Origin of the sequence: Hymenobacter ruricola (assembly GCF_015694525.1) — a bacterium.
Taxonomy (GTDB): Bacteria; Bacteroidota; Bacteroidia; order Cytophagales; family Hymenobacteraceae; genus Hymenobacter; species Hymenobacter ruricola.
Genome location: NZ_JADQDM010000002.1, coordinates 264,429 through 280,259 on the forward strand (window position 1 = coordinate 264,429; position 15,831 = coordinate 280,259).

General features: G+C 62.8%; 16 protein-coding genes. 12 read left to right on the forward strand and 4 right to left on the reverse strand.

The features are described 5' to 3' along the window. Positions 1–118: 118 nt before the first annotated feature. Together I2H31_RS05165 and I2H31_RS25610 are read right to left on the reverse strand one after the other, a co-directional pair. Complete coding sequence (locus I2H31_RS05165) at positions 119–562, reverse strand: helix-turn-helix domain-containing protein (RefSeq protein ID WP_196291937.1); 444 nt, start codon at positions 560–562, stop codon at positions 119–121. An 8-nt stretch (positions 563–570) separates the two neighbouring features. Beyond that, on the reverse strand, positions 571–810 hold the full coding sequence (locus tag I2H31_RS25610) for a type II toxin-antitoxin system HigB family toxin (protein WP_317192181.1): 240 nt from the start codon (positions 808–810) through the stop codon (positions 571–573). Positions 811–1,167: 357 nt separating this feature from the next. On the opposite strand from I2H31_RS25610, the gene I2H31_RS05175 reads away from it, so the two are divergent. The 7 genes from I2H31_RS05175 to I2H31_RS05205 all read left to right on the forward strand — a co-directional run bounded on the left by I2H31_RS05175 (position 1,168) and on the right by I2H31_RS05205 (position 6,474). Continuing rightward, on the forward strand, positions 1,168–1,782 hold the full coding sequence (locus tag I2H31_RS05175) for a hypothetical protein (RefSeq protein WP_196291938.1): 615 nt from the start codon (positions 1,168–1,170) through the stop codon (positions 1,780–1,782). Positions 1,783–1,950: 168 nt separating this feature from the next. Continuing rightward, on the forward strand, positions 1,951–2,991 hold the full coding sequence (locus I2H31_RS05180) for a Fic family protein (protein ID WP_196291939.1): 1,041 nt from the start codon (positions 1,951–1,953) through the stop codon (positions 2,989–2,991). A 165-nt stretch (positions 2,992–3,156) separates the two neighbouring features. After that, complete coding sequence (locus tag I2H31_RS05185) at positions 3,157–3,693, forward strand: DUF1493 family protein (protein WP_196291940.1); 537 nt, start codon at positions 3,157–3,159, stop codon at positions 3,691–3,693. 142 nt (positions 3,694–3,835) lie between these two features. Then, positions 3,836–4,321, forward strand: coding sequence for a hypothetical protein (locus tag I2H31_RS05190; protein ID WP_196291941.1), 486 nt, complete (start codon positions 3,836–3,838; stop codon positions 4,319–4,321). Between the two features lie 172 nt (positions 4,322–4,493). After that, positions 4,494–5,030 (forward strand): DUF1493 family protein, encoded by a 537-nt coding sequence (locus I2H31_RS05195; protein ID WP_196291942.1) that lies wholly within the window; start codon positions 4,494–4,496, stop codon positions 5,028–5,030. A 29-nt stretch (positions 5,031–5,059) separates the two neighbouring features. Next, positions 5,060–5,494, forward strand: coding sequence for a hypothetical protein (locus I2H31_RS05200; protein WP_196291943.1), 435 nt, complete (start codon positions 5,060–5,062; stop codon positions 5,492–5,494). Between the two features lie 107 nt (positions 5,495–5,601). Next, positions 5,602–6,474 (forward strand): EamA family transporter, encoded by an 873-nt coding sequence (locus I2H31_RS05205; RefSeq protein WP_196291944.1) that lies wholly within the window; start codon positions 5,602–5,604, stop codon positions 6,472–6,474. 12 nt (positions 6,475–6,486) lie between these two features. On the opposite strand, the gene I2H31_RS05210 is transcribed toward I2H31_RS05205, so the two are convergent. Further along, positions 6,487–7,578, reverse strand: a complete 1,092-nt coding sequence (locus tag I2H31_RS05210) for an adenylate/guanylate cyclase domain-containing protein (RefSeq protein ID WP_196291945.1) — start codon at positions 7,576–7,578, stop codon at positions 6,487–6,489. A gap of 137 nt (positions 7,579–7,715) precedes the next feature. Between I2H31_RS05210 and I2H31_RS05215 the strand changes: the two genes are divergently transcribed. From I2H31_RS05215 to I2H31_RS05235, 5 genes are all read left to right on the forward strand, one after another. After that, on the forward strand, positions 7,716–8,591 hold the full coding sequence (locus I2H31_RS05215; RefSeq protein WP_196291946.1) for an aldo/keto reductase: 876 nt from the start codon (positions 7,716–7,718) through the stop codon (positions 8,589–8,591). A gap of 99 nt (positions 8,592–8,690) precedes the next feature. Then, the gene (locus tag I2H31_RS05220; protein ID WP_196291947.1) at positions 8,691–9,758 is read left to right on the forward strand and encodes an OmpA family protein; all 1,068 of its coding nucleotides are present in this window, start codon (positions 8,691–8,693) and stop codon (positions 9,756–9,758) included. 105 nt (positions 9,759–9,863) lie between these two features. Beyond that, positions 9,864–10,685, forward strand: a complete 822-nt coding sequence (locus I2H31_RS05225) for a polysaccharide deacetylase family protein (RefSeq protein ID WP_196291948.1) — start codon at positions 9,864–9,866, stop codon at positions 10,683–10,685. Positions 10,686–10,783: 98 nt separating this feature from the next. Further along, positions 10,784–11,485 carry a class I SAM-dependent methyltransferase gene (locus I2H31_RS05230; protein WP_196291949.1) on the forward strand — a complete coding sequence of 234 codons (702 nt, stop codon included), beginning with the start codon at positions 10,784–10,786 and terminating at the stop codon, positions 11,483–11,485. An 18-nt stretch (positions 11,486–11,503) separates the two neighbouring features. Beyond that, positions 11,504–12,067, forward strand: coding sequence for a pseudouridine synthase (locus tag I2H31_RS05235; protein ID WP_196291950.1), 564 nt, complete (start codon positions 11,504–11,506; stop codon positions 12,065–12,067). A 63-nt stretch (positions 12,068–12,130) separates the two neighbouring features. Here the strand turns inward: I2H31_RS05235 and I2H31_RS05240 are convergent, their stop codons facing one another. Continuing rightward, positions 12,131–15,802, reverse strand: a complete 3,672-nt coding sequence (locus tag I2H31_RS05240) for an ABC transporter permease/M1 family aminopeptidase (RefSeq protein WP_196291951.1) — start codon at positions 15,800–15,802, stop codon at positions 12,131–12,133. Positions 15,803–15,831: the final 29 nt, after the last annotated feature.

The window sequence follows — 15,831 nt, forward strand, 5'->3', positions numbered from 1 at the left end:
GGGCGCAACTCTCAGACACTCCCAGCTTCCCCAGCGGCTCTGAGAGGCGCCCAGGGCACGGGGGCGGGCGCAGGGGGTGGGGGTACCCGAGGCTTCGGCAGCGGCGGGGCGTGGGTTACTAGGCTGCTTCACTGGCTTGCCCTTGGTGTACCACCCGCGCATGGCGGGGCAGCGGCGCGGTGGCCACGGCCAATTCATAGGGCCGGTTGAAAGCTTCCTGCGACACCTGGAAGTAGCTGGCGAGGCGGCGGATAACTTCTTTCGACAAGCCCCGGCGGCGGTTCAGAATGTCCGACACGGCGCCTTTGCTGAGGCCCAGCGCAGCTACCAGGTCCTTGGCCAGCATCTGGCGGCCGGCCATGAGGAAGCGCAACAGGTCGATGGGGTCGGCGGCGGGCAGGGTGGCGTGGGCGTGGTCCCAGGTTTCGATGAGCAGCGTGAGCAGGTCGATTTCCTCCTGGGTGACAGTTGTCTGGGAGGCGGTGACCAAAGCTTGCAGTTGGGTGCAATAGGCCTGGTACTGGGCTTCGGTTTTGATGACGGTGTATTTCAGCGTTTCCATAAACGGGGTTAGTAGAGAGTGACGGTGTACTGCTGGTTTTTCGCGCAGAGCTTGTCGTATTCGGCGTGGGTGCCGAGCCAGCACACGAACAAGTGCACCTGACGCTCGCCAAACGCATAGCGGGCGATGAGGCGGTAGTTATTGCCGCCGATATCGAACACCACGCGGTTGGTGCCATTGCCCAGCAGGTCGGCCGCGCCAAAGGTTTGCTGGATGTCGGCGGGCGTGTTCCAGTCGGCGTATTTCACGGCCGTGAGCCAGAGCGCGAAGGCGGCGCGGCTGCGGGCGTGCTGGGCCGCGAAGTCTCCACGGTTTGCCGTTTGATGAGGTGGACTTTCATAAGGGTACACCAAAGCTACGCCACAAGTTCGCACTCTGCGAACAAAGTTACTAGTTGGCTTCCTTGCTCCGGGCATACTAACGAAACTCCCAGACACGCCCAGTTTCCTCAGCGGCATTAAGCGGCGCCAAGGGTATGGGGGCGGGCGCAGGGGGCGGGCGGGTGGAGCTTCTATGATAGATTCCCTCGCCTCTCCTGCCACGACAAGCGGCGGCGCGGGCGCGGGGGGCGGGCGTGGAGGCTATCAGCAGTATCTTTAGGCACTATGGCTTACCCCGATTTCACCGTTTTTGACTTGCGTCAGCAGTTTGGCGTTCACTTCCGTGCCGAACAACTATTTGGGGATGTCGAGACGGTTGAGCCTAGCGCTTGGTTGCGGCAGTCAATCAAAATCGGCCTGGAAGTGGGGTTCAACAGTGAGAAGTCGCGCTCGGAGCGGCTGGTGACGCCGGTGCTGCTGGAACTGTGCGAGCGGAATCACCGCGAGTTCTCCATCTATTCGGGCATGAACCTTGACATCGACCCCGCGCAGGGCTTGCGCGGGGAGTGCGATTTCATCTGTTCATTCAGCCGAATCCAGGATTTCATTACGGCCCCGGTTTTTTGTATTGCCGAAGCCAAGAAGCAGGATTTGGAGCAGGGCATTATTCAGTGCGCGGCGCAGCTCATTGCCGCCCGCCGGCTCAATGAACTTGAAGGGCACTCGCCCCGCGCCTTATTTGGCTGCTCTACTACCGGCACCGAATGGCGCTTCCTACGTTACGAAGGCAACGAATTCATCTTGGATGAAGGCCGTTACTTGGTGAACGACTTGCCCGCGTTGCTAGGCGTGTTGCAGCGCATTGTGGATTTGTCGAGGGCAGGATTCACCGTGGCTTAAAGCCAGTGGCTTCGCGCCATCGCTACAACAGCTTCTGCCGCCTCTCCTGCCACTCCAAGAAGCGGCGGGGCGCGGAGTGGGCGGGGAGGAGTCTTTCTATCGTATCACTACTAGCTCCTATCGTATCGTACCGTATCTGGCGCGGCGAGCGACGCGTACTTTTGCGACATGGAAACGCAGGTACACACGGTGACGGTCACGCTGGATTGGGGGCTGCTGGCGGCAGTGAGCAAGCTCGATAGGTTTGACGCGTCGTGGTCGGCCATTGAGCGGCGCGAAGGCCAGAGCCTGAAACAGCTCAAGGCCATTGCCACGGTGCGAAGCGTGGGTGCCTCGACGCGCATTGAGGGCTCGCGCATGAGTGACGCAGAGGTGGACGTGCTGCTGCGCAACACCGACATTACCAAGCTCGAAGACCGGGACTCGCAGGAGGTGGTAGGGTATTTTCAGGTGCTGGATTTGATTGCGGATTCCTACCCCGACATCGACCTCACCGAAAACAGCTTGAAAGGGCTGCACAGCCAGTTGCTGCGCTTCAGCCGCAAAGACGAGTGGCACCGGGGCAATTACAAGCAGCATCCCAACTCGGTGGAAGCCCACCTGCCCGACGGCACGAAGCGGCTGGTGTTTGCCACCACCGCGCCGGGTATCGCCACCGAGGACGCCATGCGGGCATTGCTGGCCTGGTACGCGCAGGACACGGCCACGCACCCACTGGTGAAATGCGCCTTGTTCTGCTACGAGTTTTTGAGCATCCACCCGTTTCAGGATGGCAACGGGCGGCTCAGTCGATTACTGGCTACCCTGCTCCTGCTCAAGCAGGGCTACGTCTGGATTCAGTATGTGAGTCTGGAACACGAGATAGAAAGCCGCAAGACCGAGTACTACCGCGAGTTGCAGCGGTGCCAGTCGCAGCGGCCGGGCGAGAATATATCATCGTGGCTGACGTTCTTTTTTAGTGCTTTGGGCAATGTGCAACAGCAGCTATTACAGAAGCTCACGGCCGAAGGCGCGAACAGCCAACTGCAGCCCCGCGAGAAAGCAGTTTTGCTATTCGTGGAAAACAATCCCGGCTGCCGGTCTGGGGTCATCGCCGAGCGGCTGGCCATTCCCGCACCTACGGTGAAAAAGATACTGGCTATTCTGGTTGAACGCGGCCTGATTGCCCGGCACGGCAGCGGTCCAGGACTTAACTATACGCTGAGTTAGGGGCTCCCGATAGCCTACAAGCACCACCTGAAAATAGCGACGCTATGTCAGGAGCTTCCACAACAGCTTCTCCCAGCACCTCGGCCACTCCAGAGGCGGCGGGGGCGGGCGTGGTCTTGCATTGTGCAGAACTTATACTTTTGAAGCCTGGTAAGGCAAAACCGTATGGAGGCTCAAGAAATACCAATTCGATTCGCTGATTTACGCCGGGTTGCGACGTCGGTGCCATCCTACATCAAGGAATTCCTGGGTGTGACAGAACCCGTCACACTGCGCTTAGCTATTGAAGACGATTTCGGCGTGTGTGGCTTGGACACGGAATCTTTGTTGCTGCAGTTTGGCGAGCAGTACCAGGTCGATTTGACGCGCTTTGATTTCACCGGCTGCATCAGCGACGAATCAACGGAGTACTCTTGCGTGCTGGTGCTTTTTCTTCTGCCGGCATTCTTGGCCCTGTTTCTTCTTGCCTGGACAGCAAACATCATTGCAGCCATTTGCTATGCTCCGTTTGGTATAGAAAAGGCACGGCTGATGCTGCGAGCAGGCATTGGGAATCCTGCAATTATTGCGCGTACGCTATTATTTCCAAACGTACGCCCACGACCTCAGGAGAAAATTCTGACGGTAAGTGATTTCGTAGCCTCCGCGGCAACCGGCTACTTTGTGAAGCGGGAAAACGTGCGTTTCATTTTAGCGAAATAGAAAGGTTCGCTTCGCTCGCCTCTCTCAGCCACGCCAAGAGGCAGCGGGGGTGCGGGGGCGGGCGTGGAGGCATATCAGCAGTAGCTTTAGGAACTCAATTAAAAATAACTAGTTTGCGGCCATCTAATTACAACCGCACCGCATGAAGCAGCAACTAACCGGAATTGGAATAAAGCGCGCCTGCTGGGGACTGGCTTTCGTGCCTTTACTGGTGGGCTGCGATGCCCTGATGGGCAAGGAAGTGGCCCGATTGCCAATTAACGAAGTCAGCACGGCCGGACACGAAGTGGTGAGAGAAGCGACCGTACAATTGCAAAAGGACGATAAAATTGCGCTTTGGTCCGACATGGACCTGGCCTATGAAGGCGATTCCCCCATCCGGTTTCAGGTGCAGGTAACCAAAGACGGCAGCCCGTTCAAGCAGCTGCAGATTGACCCGACCGAAAAAAACGTGACCATTGGCGAAGTAAAAACGGATGTCAACGGGAGCGTAAACTGGCGCTTTAGCGGAAAGAATGCCGAATTAGTCATTCCGGCCGCAGGGAGCTACACGTTTAAAGCCATTCTGGTGGCAGCCGACAATCCGACGCTGCACGTGAACAAAGCGGAGCTTGTACTAAAAAAGTAAGGACTAACCGTTGGCCGGCACTGACTAAGGCCGGGGCTACAAGCGCGGCTCTGCAGCTTCTTCAGTAACTCTAGAAGAAACAGGGATTCCCTTTGAGCTTGCTTCTGATAGATAGACGCGGCAATTCACAACCGCATCACCGCTTTTGACACCAAGTAGAGCGATTATCTCCATGGAACGCCAGGAAGTGCCTGTTCGCTTTGCTGATTTACGCCGGTTGGCCGCCGCCGTCCCTGGTTATGTCGGGGATTTGCTGGGCGCGACAGAACCCGTAACGCTTCGCTCAGCCCTTGAAGACGACTTTGGCCTCATTGGCTTGGACACAGAAGCCTTGCTGCTGCAATTTGGCGAACAATACCAAGTCGACCTGACGCGGTTTGATTTTACCGATTGCATCAGCGCTGAAACGCTTCCGGCTTCGTGCCTGCTGGTGCCCGTGCTGCTCCCGCTCTACCTCGCGCTGTTTCTGCTGGGCTGGGCCGCACACATCGTCGCGGCTCTTTGCCAGGCTCCGTTCAATTCGGCAAGAGCCCGAGTGATGCTGCGAGCGGCGGCTGGCCGCTCCGCAACCATTGCGGACACGCTGCTATTTCCCAACGTGCGCCCGCGGCCCCGGGAGAAAATCCTGACCATTGGCGACTTGGTAGCCTCGGCGGCCACCGGCTACTTTGTGAAGCGGGAACGGGTGCGGTTTGTACTGGTGAAATAGAAAGCTTACGCTCCTCTCGTTAGCCCCGGATGGTAAGTGTTGCAATTCTGCTCGGTCTGCTGCTTTTTTACTTCGTGCCGGGGGTGCTGGCCCTTTGCTGTCTGGTTCGATTTTTCGGCACGAGAAACCCGGCCAAAAGACGCAAAGCCGCCGTTGGCTTCGTTGCGCTGGTTGCGCTGCCGGCGTACTTTGTTTTCAATAGATACCGCGTCGACCAGGAGTGGGAGCAGCAGGAGTTGGGCACGTACCAGCTCACGAATTACCCCAACTGCCGGCCCTGCGAATTGGAGCTGCGGGAGAACAACGTTTTCGTGGTGCGGCAGCAGGATGCCGTCCGGGAAACCGGCCGCTGGCACTTCGAGAGCGGCCAGGACTACTGGATTACGTATTTAAATGAGTACGACCAGCTGGGCAGTGGGAAGTATAGCTACACCAACTACCACCTGAAGCACCCACCACGCTAGCCAGCGCCGGGCGGGCTTCCGGTTTCAGGCCGGGGCTACCTTTGGCGCTCACCCACACGCGCCGGGCAACGGGCCGCGTGGTTTATTGCCGTAGTCCCCGCGCCGCCATGTTTGGTTCTTCCCGTTTTACGCTGCCGGCGGTGCCGGCCGTGCTGCTTTCCATCGTCAGCGTGCAAGGCGGGGCGGCCATTGCCAAAGGCTTGTTTCCGGTGCTGGGGGCGGCGGGCACGGCCAGCGTGCGCATTGGGCTGTCGGCGCTGGTGCTGCTGGCGGTGGTGCGGCCCCGGCTGGGGCTGCTGCGTGCCGCCCAATGGCGGGCCGTGGTGCCGTACGGGCTGGCCCTGGGCGCCATGAACTTTTTGTTTTACGGTGCCCTGGCCCGCATTCCGCTGGGCCTGGCCGTGACGCTGGAGTTTGTGGGGCCGCTGGGCCTGGCCCTGGCCGGCTCGCGCCGCTGGGTGGATGGGGTGTGGGTGGTGCTGGCCGCGGCCGGCATTGCGCTCATTGCGCCCTGGCGCAGCACGGGCGTCGACGTGCTAGGCCTGGGCTTGGCGCTGGCGGCGGGTGCGTGCTGGGCCGTCTACATTGTGCTGGGCCGGCGCACGGCGGCCCTGCTGCCGGGCGCGCCGGCCGTGGCGGTGGGCATGCTGTTTGCGGCCCTGCCGGTGCTGCCGTTTGGGGTGGCGGGCGGCGGCTTGCTGGCCCTCACGCCGCACCTGCTGCTGCTGGGCGCGGGGCTGGCCGTGTTTTCCAGCGTGCTGCCCTTCACCCTGGAAATGCAGGCCCTCCGCACCCTGCCCACGCGCACGTTCAGCATTTTGATGAGCCTGGAGCCGGTGGCGGCGGCCGTTTCGGGCTGGCTGCTGCTGGGCGAGCGGCTGACGCCGGGGCAGTGGCTGGCGGTGCTTTTCATTGTGGTGGCCAGCGCGGGCGCCACGCTTACCACGCCGGCAGCGGCACCGGCCGTTGGGGGCGAGTGAGGAAACCGGGCGTTACCGGACTTCCGCCGAGTACAGGGCCACGGTGCCGGCTTTGCCCCGCAGCGGGTACTCGCCCAGGGCCTGGAACCGGAATTCGGCCGGGTGCGGCAGGGCCTCATAGAGCGCGGCCGACAGCAGCAGGCGGCTGCGCAGGGCATTGCACTGGGCCTCGATGCGGGCGGTGGTGTTGAGCACGTCGCCGTGGAACACCAGCTCGGTTTTGATGGCGCCCACCTGGGTGGCGGTCACCAGCCCGCCGTGCAGGCCGGCCTTGAAGGCGGGCACCGTGCCGTAGGTGCGCAGGTAGTAGTCGCGGCGGCGGTCGATGGCCTGCTGCATGGCGAAGAAGCAGCGCACGCAGTTGGCATTTTTCAGGCCGGTTTTCCACTCCCAGGTCACCACCACTTCGTCGCCCACGTACTGGTAAATCTCGCCCCGGTGGGCCACGATGGGCGCGCCCATGTCGAAGAAAAAGTCCCGAATGAGCTGGCTGTAGCGCTCATTGCCCAGCTCCTCGGCCAGGGCGGTGGAGCCCTTCACGTCGACGAATAAAAAGATGCGCTGCTCCAGCACCGGGTGGTAGTAGCGCCCCAGCAGCAGGCGCAGCAGCGCGGGCCGGCCAATCTTGTTGCTGAGGTGGTAGAGCAGCGAGGTGAACAAGCTCAGGATGCCGTAGCCGGTGAGCAGACGCACCAGGGCCTTGCCCTGGGGCCGCACGGCCAGGCCACGCCAGGCCTGAAAGTCTTCGGCTTCGGAAGCAGTTGGCAGCGGGCCGGCAGCCAGCAGGTGGTTGAAGACGTGGCTGACGAGGTAGAGCAGCACCCAAAAACCGGCCAGGTACAGCAGCAGGCTGAACACGATGCGCGTGCCCACCCGCACCCGCGCAAACAGGCGCGGGTACACGTACACTTCCAGCATGGCCACCAGCACGCCCACCGGCCCTCCTACCTGCAGGGCCAGGCGCACGTCGAGCCCCGAGAGGGTGCCGCGCACCAGCAGCACCAGCAGCAGCGTGCCCACCGTGAAGAACAAGGTCAGGGCCAGCACCGAATGCCAGTAAAACCGTTGCAGGGGCCGCGCCCAGGGCGAAGAGGAATAACCCATAGGCTGCGAATTACGCACAAACGGCCGGGCCACTGCGCACGCCATGCCCCGGGCAGCCAGCAAGCGGAGCGGTGGCTGTTTCAAACATCGGGGCCGGTAAACCGTCTTCTGCTTATCCAATCCCTTTTTCTTCGTTTATGAGCACCATCACCATTGCCGCGCACTCCGCCCAGCCCATCACCGTCAACCGCCTAGGCTACGGCACCATGCGCCTCACCGGCCCCGACGTGTGGGGCGAGCCCGCCGACCGACCGCAGGCGCTGGAAATCCTGAAAACCGCCGTGGCCAACGGCGTCAATTTCCTCGACACGGCCGACTACTACGGCGACGACGTGACCAACCGGCTGATTGCCGAAGCCCTGCACCCCTACCCGGCCGACCTGGTTATCTGCACGAAAGTGGGCGCCACCCGCCGGCCCGACAAAAGCTGGGTGCCCTTCAACACGCCCGCCAACCTGCGCACCAGCATCGAGAATAACCTGCGCACCCTGCGGCAGGAACAGGTGCAACTGGTGCACTTGCGCCTGATGGGCGGCCACGGCGGCGTGCCGCTGGAGGAGCAATTGGGAGCCATGTTCGACCTGCAGCGCGAAGGCAAAATCCTGCACGTGGGCCTGAGCAACGTGGGCCCCGAGGAACTGACCACCGGCCTGAAAATGGGCGCCATTGCCACCGTCGAAAACATGTACGGCTACGCGCAGCGCACCACCCTCGCCCTGCCCCACGGCCTCAACCACGGCGGCGAAGAAGTGCTGGGCCTGTGCGAGCAGCACGGCATTCCGCTCATCCCGTTTTTCTCGCTGCTGAACTCGCTGCCCAAAGCCGACAACAAAATTGCTGAAATCGCCCGGAAGCACGGGGCCACCGAAGCCCAGATTAACCTGGCCTGGCTGCTGCACAAGTCGCCCTGGCTGCTGCCCATTCCGGGCACGTCGTCGCTGGCGCACCTGCGCGAAAACCTGCGGGCCGCAGAAATCCAGCTTAGCGCCGAAGACATGGCCTACCTGGGGTAGGCGGCCTTGTTCGCGGGCTAAGAGGCCGTCATGCCGAGGACAGCGAAGCATGACGTTTTGCCGTTTACAGTTTCCAGCACAGGCCCTTATTTTCGCTTCATGAAACGCAGCATTTGGTACGGCATCGGCGCCCTGCTGCTGGCGGGGCCGGGGCAAGCCCAATCCCTGACGGGCGTATGGCAGGGCGTAGAATCTGACACCGGCGAGCCGGGCAAGTACTGGCCCGTGGTGCTCCGGCTCCAGAAAAGCCAGGGCGCCGAGTTGCTGGGCGTGCTCTACCAGGAAGTGGGCGGCCAGCCGGGCACTTCGGTCACCTTTCAGATGCGGGGCCGCGTCGCCGCCCCCGGCCTGCGCCTGGAGCACGGCCCGAAGCTGAACGAAACCGGCCGCACGTTCGGCAGCTACTGGTGCGATGGCGCCATCACCTTCGTCTACGACCCGGCCACGGAGCGGCTAACCGGCCACGCCGTTTACCGGCCGGTGGGCAACTGCAGCGTGGGCGCGTTCACGCTCTACCGCGTGAAGCTGAAGTCGGCCGCCACGGTGCCGGCCGGCGTCGAGAGCACCCTGCGCGTGTCGGGCCACAAGGTGCTCTGGTACACCGATGCGGAGCTGCAGCACCCCGTGAACACCGGCAACACCTACCGCACCACGCTCACCAAAACCACCACGTTCTACATCACGCAGGACTACTACCCCACCCGGGAAAGCGCGGCCGTGCCCATCACCATCGCCGTGACGGGCAAGCCCCCGAGAACGCCGGCCCCCGCCCCGCCGGCAGCGCCTCCGCCCGCGCCGCCGGATACCGCCCGGCGGGCCCCGGCGCCTATTCTATCGGTCAAGCCGGTGGTGCTGCCCACGGTGCTGTTCCGGGTGGGCAAGCCGGAGCTGCTGCCCGAATCAGGCCCGGCCCTCGACCAACTGGCCGCCGAAATGAAAGCCCGCCCCGCCATCAACGTGCGCGTGTCGGGGCACGCCGACCGCGTGGGCGAGCCCGATAAAAACCAGGTGCTGTCCGAGCAGCGGGCCGAGGCCGTAAAAGCCTACCTGGTGAAAGCCGGCATCGCGGCCGAACGCGTGAGCACCGTCGGCTACGGCGACACGCGCCCGCTCTACCCCTCGCCCGACGCCCGCAACCGCCGCGTGGAAGTGGAGGAGGTAAAATAACCGGGGCGCCACAGCGGTTCGTCCCGCGGTTTCTGAAGCCGCCGGTGCTAAACTTGCAAGAAAATGGCCGGAAGCATGGGTGCTTTCGGCCATTTCTGTCTTCTGATGAAACCTATCGATACGATTGCGCTGGCCCTGGGACTCCTGGCCGCAACTACGCCGACGCTGCGCGCCCAAACCAACAGCCCGGCCTGGAACAACAAGCAATGTGCCGTGGTGCTGACCTACGACGACGCCATCGACGTGGACCTGGATAACGTGGTGCCCGCACTGGATTCTCTGAAATTCCGCGGCACCTTTTATATAATTGGCTCCTCTCCCGTCGTGACCAAGCGCCTGAGCGAGTGGCGCGCCGCCGCCCGACGCGGGCACGAGCTCGGCAACCACGCCCTGTTTCACCCCTGCGACGGCAGCCTGCCCGGCCGCGGCTTCGTCACGCCCGACCACGACCTGAGCAAGTACACCGTGGGCCGCGCCGTGGACGAAATCCGGGCCAACAACACCCTGCTCGCCGCCATCGACGGCAAAACCGCCCGCACCTTCGCCTACCCCTGCGGCGATTTGCAGATTGGCGGCGTGAAATTCTACGACCAGCTCAAAAACGACTTTGTGGCTGCCCGCGGCGTGGCGCCCGCCCTCAAGCCCGCCGCGCAAGTTGACCTGAGCAACGTGGATGCCTATTCCATCAACGGGCAGTCGGGCCAGTACCTGATTGATTTGGTGAAGCAGGCGCAGGCCTCGCACACGCTGCTGGTGTTCCTGTTTCACGGCGTGGGCGGCGGGCACTCGCTGAACGTGGCGCTGCCCGCGCACCGCCAGCTGCTGCGCTACCTCAAGGCCCACGAAAAGGACATCTGGGTGGCTCCGCTGGTGGAAGTGGCCGAAAAAATCAAAGCGGAGCAAGCCGGCGGGGCAGCCAAAAAGTAGCCTCGGCGGCGGCCCGGCGCGTGGCGCTTCCGGCGCATGAAACGGCGGCCGTAAGTTTGCGGAATTATCTGACCGGCCTTTCTTCTCCGCGCTGCGCCATGCAGGACATTTACAACGACCGCACCTACCTGGCCAACAACCCCACCTGGCACGAGGAGGACGCCCCGTTCAAAGCCGAGCGCATCCGGCGGCTGCTGGGGCGCCACCCCGTGCCGCAGGCCACCGTGTGCGAAGTGGGCTGCGGCAGCGGCGAGGTGCTGGTGCAGTTGGCCGCGCAGCTGCCCGGCAGCACCTTCACCGGCTTCGACATTTCGGAAGATGCCCTGGCCATTGCGCAGCGCAAGCAAACCGACCGCATCCGATTTGCTCTGCGCGACCTCACGGCCCAGTCCGTGGCCGAGCCCTACGATTTGCTGCTGGTCATCGACGTCATCGAGCACCTGCCCAATTACTTCCAGTTCCTGGAGGGCATTGCCGGCGCCGGCCGCCACACCGTGTTCCACATTCCGCTGGACCTGAGTTTGTGGTCGCTGCTGCGCGAACAAATACTCATCGAATCGAAGGCGCGCGTGGGCCACATCCACAATTTTACCGAGGATTTCATTCTCAGCGTGCTGGCCGATTACGGCTTTCGGGTGCTGGGCACCCTGTACACCGAGCCGCGCTACAAGCGCTGGACCACGAAGGTGAAAATTACGCACCTGCTGCGGCGGGCGCTCTACGCCCTCAGCCCGCGGCTGTGCAGCAAGCTGCTGGGCGGCTACTCGCTGCTGGTGCTGGCCGAAAACCCCGTCCGCTGAGTTGTCGCCGCGTTTTTTATGGAGCACCGTCATTTCCTCATCCACAAGCCCTACGGCTACCTCAGCCAGTTTGCGGGCGAGGCCAAGAAGAAAAAGCTGGGTGAATTCCACGATTTTCCCGAGGGCATCATGGCCATTGGCCGGCTCGACGAGGACAGCGAAGGCCTGCTTCTGCTCACCACCGACGGCCACGTGAGCGAGCAGGTGCGCAGCAAAAAAGTGGAGAAAGAATACTACGCCCAAGTCGACGGCCTGATTACCGACGCCGCCATCCAGCAATTGCAAACCGGCGTCGAAATCGGCATTCACGGCGTGAAGTACATCACCAGCCCCTGCGCCGCCCGCCGCCTGGAGCCCGCCCCCGCTTTCGCCCCGCGCACCCGCAAAATCCGCGACGACCGGCACGGCCCCACCTCCTGGGTGTCCATCACCGTCACGGAAGGCAAGTACCGCCAAATCCGCAAGATGACGGCCGCCGTGGGTTTTCCCACGCTGCGGCTGGTGCGCGTGCGGGTGGGCGAAATCCGGCTGGGGGATTTGGCGCCGGGCGCGGTGCGGGAAGTGGCGGGTTTCGGGCTGTAGCGTCTGCGAGTCCGGGCAGGCTCGACCTCGCGAAACGCGGACTCGCAGAGTCCACGCTACAGGCTACTTCGCCGCCACGGGCTTCAAGCCAGCTTTTTGCTCATCCAACGGCTTCACGTTGTCGTAGTAATACCGCTCAATCAGCTTCTGGTACGGGTCGACGCCGGCTTTGGCGGGCTTTTCATTCACCACGAAATGCAGCGTGGTTTCCGGCTTGGTGAGCTTCACCTTTTTCAGAAACAGCGGCTTGCCGCGCACGTCCCAGGCTTCGCCCGCCGATTTGTCGGGCCCGAACACGCCGAGGTCGATGTAGTCGGCCATGGCGATGGATTTCTCGTTGCCCAGGCTGTCGGCGCGCAGCTTTTCGGCCTTGATGGTGAGGTTGACGTCGAATTTGCCATCGGGGCGCGGGGTGTAGGTGGCGGTTTTCAGCTCGTTTTTGTAGAGCGTGATGGTCTCGAACATGTCGTGCAGCAGGTACTGCAGCGAGTCGGGCGTGGCCCGGTGCAGGTAGGCCATCAGGTCGGCCGAGTTCGGGTACGGGCGGGTCTGGTAGCGGTTTTTATCGAGGAAGGCCCGCAGCGCGCCGTTCAGCTTGTCCTCGCCGATGTAGTCCTGCAGGGCATAAAACACCATCCCGCCCTTGTAGTAGTGGATGTAGGGCTGCGACTCGCAGAGCATCAGCGGCTGCTCCTTTTTGCGCTCCTGGCGGCGGCCGCGCAGGTAGTTGTCCAGCTCGCGGCGCATGAACTGCTGCATCTTCGCGGGCGTGAACTCGTGCTTGGCCGTCATGATGGCCGAATACTCGGCCAGCGACTCCACGAGCATGCTGCTGCCCTGCACGTTGGCGCCCACCACCTGGTGCCCCCACCACTGGTGGGCCAGCTCGTGGCTGGTGATGAAAAAGGCCAAATCGGGCTTCGTAGGGTCGCGCAGGTCGTCGATAAAGCCCGCACTTTCCGAGAAGGGCACCGTGTTGGGGAAGCTCTGGGCGAAGGCCTTGTAGCGCGGAAACTCCAGCACCCGAATCTGGCGGTACTGGTAGGGCCCGAAGGCGGCCGTGTAATACGGCAGGGCCTTGCGCAGGGCCTCGGCCATGCGTTTCACGTTGTAGGCGTGCTTGGGGTCGTGGTAGATTTCGATGGCCACGGGCGGGCCGCCGGCCGGGTTTTGCCACTGTTCGCGGTGCACCTGGTAGCGGGCCGAGAGCACCGAAATCATGGGCATCATGGGCTGGTCCATGCGGTAGCGGAAGTAGCGGCGGCCGTTTTGCCGCCACTCTTTCTGCAGGTAGCCGGGCGTGATGGCAATCTGGTCGGGGTCGGTGCTGACGGTGGCCTGGTAGCGCACATAGTCGCCGTCGGGCCCAAAATCGGCTTCGTTGCGGCCGCGCGGGTCGTCGAGCTTGCGGGCGCGCTCTTTGGGCTGCAAGCCGTTGCGCTTGCGCACGTCGTCTTCCTCCATCTCATTGCCCCGCTGGTAGCCCACGTGTAGGCCGGGGTCGTTGAGGAAGGTGCCGTTGGCCGTCAGCCGGTCTTCGGGCGAGATGTTGGCCCAGTCGAATACGCCGTTGCCTTTCAGGCGCGAGGTGAAGCCCTGGGCGCGGTACGAAACATCGAAACGCAGGTCGAGCGAGTCGCCGGGCGCCAGGGGCTGCGCCAAGCGGTAGAGGCGCACGCCGGCCTCGGGGTCGTCGTGCAGCACCGTGGCCGCCCGGCTCAGCGTGAGCTGGTTCCGGATGCTGCGGTTGGCGTCGTAGCTGATAAACAGCGTGTCCAGGGTCCGGCTGGCCTTGTTGCGCAGCGTGTAAGCGCCCCGCATGCGGTAGCCGCGCGGGCTGGCCGTGGGGTACAGGTCGGCGTTCAGCGAAACGGCCACAATCTTGGGCTGTAGCAGATTTTCGTAGCGCTTGTAATTCTTTTCCGCATTAGCCTGCCGGGCTTCGAGGCCCTTCGGCGTCACGTATTCGTTGAGAATGTTGGCGTTGTAAAACACCCAGCCGCCGGCCACGAACAGCAGCACCAGCCCCACCGCCAGGGCCGGGCGCATGCCGGGCGTGCGCAGCCGCTGCCCAAACAGCCGGCCGCGGGCGCGCAGGTCGGTGTCGGTGCCGCGCACCCACAGCAGGCCCGCCAGCAGCACCAGCACCAGCGCGCCGGCCAGGTAGTAGGCGTTGATGGCCAGCAGCGGCGCCACCATATGCCCGTAGCCGTTCATGTCGGAGTACGTGTAGGGCACGGCGGCGCCAAACTTGAGCAGGCCGTGGTGCAGGCCCAGCGCATCGGCCAGCAGAAACACCACGCCGTAGTACACCATCATCAGGGCGTGGCCCACGTACTTGTTGTTGGCCACCGTTTGCACGGTCATGGCCAGGGTGCAGAGCACAGTCAGGTTGGCCACTTGCAAAGCAAAATCCTTGAGGTACAGCAGGGGCTCGACCAACGCCGGGGCCCGGTAAAGCTGGATGGCGATGCCCACGCCGTCCATCACCAGCGTGAGCAGCACCTGCACGGCCAGCAGCGCCAGTAGCTTACTCAAAAACGGCACCCAGGTCGAAAATGGCAGCGCGTCGAACACCAGCTGCAGCTTGGTGTCGCGCTCCCGCCACACCAGCTCGCCAGCGTAAATGGTGACGATGAGCAGCGAAAACAGCGTGTAGTTGTCGTTCAGCAGCTTCAGAATCAGGTAAGTCACCGGCATCTGAATGCCGCGCGGGTCCTGATAGGTGTAATAGGCGTTGAAGAGCACGAACACGATGCCCAGGAAAGCCAGCACCCGAAACGGCCAGGCCCGTACCACGTTCAGAAACTGTACTTTGGTGAGCTGCCGCAGTTGCCACCACCCCAGCCCGCGGCCGAACTCCTGCGGCGAGCGGCGCAGCCCGGCCGAAGCCACGGCGGCCGGCGCGGCTTCGGAGGCCACCTTTTTCACCCTGGTTTTGGCCTGGCCCAGCCGGAAAAAGGCGCAGCCGGCAAACAGAATCAGCAGCCCGATGCTGCCCCACATCAGCCGGTTCTGCAGCACTTCGCCGCCGAAATAATTCAGCACTTTGGTGTTGCGCTCCGCAATGGTCCAATAGTTGGCGTCAATGTTCTTGGCCGCCAATCCAAACGGGTCGAGCTGAGCAAACAGGTGGTCGCTGCTGACGCGGCTCGAAAAGGACGTCGATACCTGGTAGAGCACAAACAGCGCAACGCCGCCCAGGTACACCACCAGCGGCGAGCGAAACAACAGGTAGGCCGCGAAAAAGATGCAGCCCGCAAACAGCGCATTCACCCAGGCCCCGAATACCAGCGGCGCCAGCAGCGCCAGCGGCATCACCGGGCCCAGCTTGGTGGCCTCCACCCACGGCATGAGCATGCCCAGCAGCGCCCCCACCGAAATGCCGCTCATGATGAACCAGATGGCCAGCAGCGACCCCAGAAACCGCCCGCTCAGGTAGGCCGGCTTGGTGAGGGAAGTGGTGTACACCAGGCCCGTCATGCCGTCCTTGTCGTCGCGGTAAATGGGCGTGCCCAGGATGGCCGCCGTCACAAACATGCCCAGAATGGAAGCAATGAAGTGCAGTTGCGCCAACGCATCGGGCGCGTTGACGTGCACCTTGGCGCTGGCAAAGCCAAAGTCTTCCACCGTTTGCGACAAAAACCCGAACAGCGCAAACACGCCGAAATACAAGTAAGTGCTGGGCTGCGTGAACCGGTAGCGCAGCTCAAAGCCGAAGATGTGTGCGAACATAAGACGCCGTGTTAAATGCCTTTAAAAGA

Coding starts and splice junctions, on each gene's coding strand:
- I2H31_RS05230 (WP_196291949.1), top strand. CDS start 10,784: ATGCAGGACATTTACAACGACCGCACCTACCTGGCCAACAACCCCACC.
- I2H31_RS05190 (WP_196291941.1), top strand. CDS start 3,836: ATGAAGCAGCAACTAACCGGAATTGGAATAAAGCGCGCCTGCTGGGGA.
- I2H31_RS05225 (WP_196291948.1), top strand. CDS start 9,864: ATGAAACCTATCGATACGATTGCGCTGGCCCTGGGACTCCTGGCCGCA.
- I2H31_RS05220 (WP_196291947.1), top strand. CDS start 8,691: ATGAAACGCAGCATTTGGTACGGCATCGGCGCCCTGCTGCTGGCGGGG.
- I2H31_RS05185 (WP_196291940.1), top strand. CDS start 3,157: ATGGAGGCTCAAGAAATACCAATTCGATTCGCTGATTTACGCCGGGTT.
- I2H31_RS05215 (WP_196291946.1), top strand. CDS start 7,716: ATGAGCACCATCACCATTGCCGCGCACTCCGCCCAGCCCATCACCGTC.
- I2H31_RS05200 (WP_196291943.1), top strand. CDS start 5,060: ATGGTAAGTGTTGCAATTCTGCTCGGTCTGCTGCTTTTTTACTTCGTG.
- I2H31_RS05210 (WP_196291945.1), bottom strand. CDS start 7,578: ATGGGTTATTCCTCTTCGCCCTGGGCGCGGCCCCTGCAACGGTTTTAC.
- I2H31_RS05180 (WP_196291939.1), top strand. CDS start 1,951: ATGGAAACGCAGGTACACACGGTGACGGTCACGCTGGATTGGGGGCTG.
- I2H31_RS05175 (WP_196291938.1), top strand. CDS start 1,168: ATGGCTTACCCCGATTTCACCGTTTTTGACTTGCGTCAGCAGTTTGGC.
- I2H31_RS05235 (WP_196291950.1), top strand. CDS start 11,504: ATGGAGCACCGTCATTTCCTCATCCACAAGCCCTACGGCTACCTCAGC.
- I2H31_RS05240 (WP_196291951.1), bottom strand. CDS start 15,802: ATGTTCGCACACATCTTCGGCTTTGAGCTGCGCTACCGGTTCACGCAG.
- I2H31_RS05205 (WP_196291944.1), top strand. CDS start 5,602: ATGTTTGGTTCTTCCCGTTTTACGCTGCCGGCGGTGCCGGCCGTGCTG.
- I2H31_RS05165 (WP_196291937.1), bottom strand. CDS start 562: ATGGAAACGCTGAAATACACCGTCATCAAAACCGAAGCCCAGTACCAG.
- I2H31_RS05195 (WP_196291942.1), top strand. CDS start 4,494: ATGGAACGCCAGGAAGTGCCTGTTCGCTTTGCTGATTTACGCCGGTTG.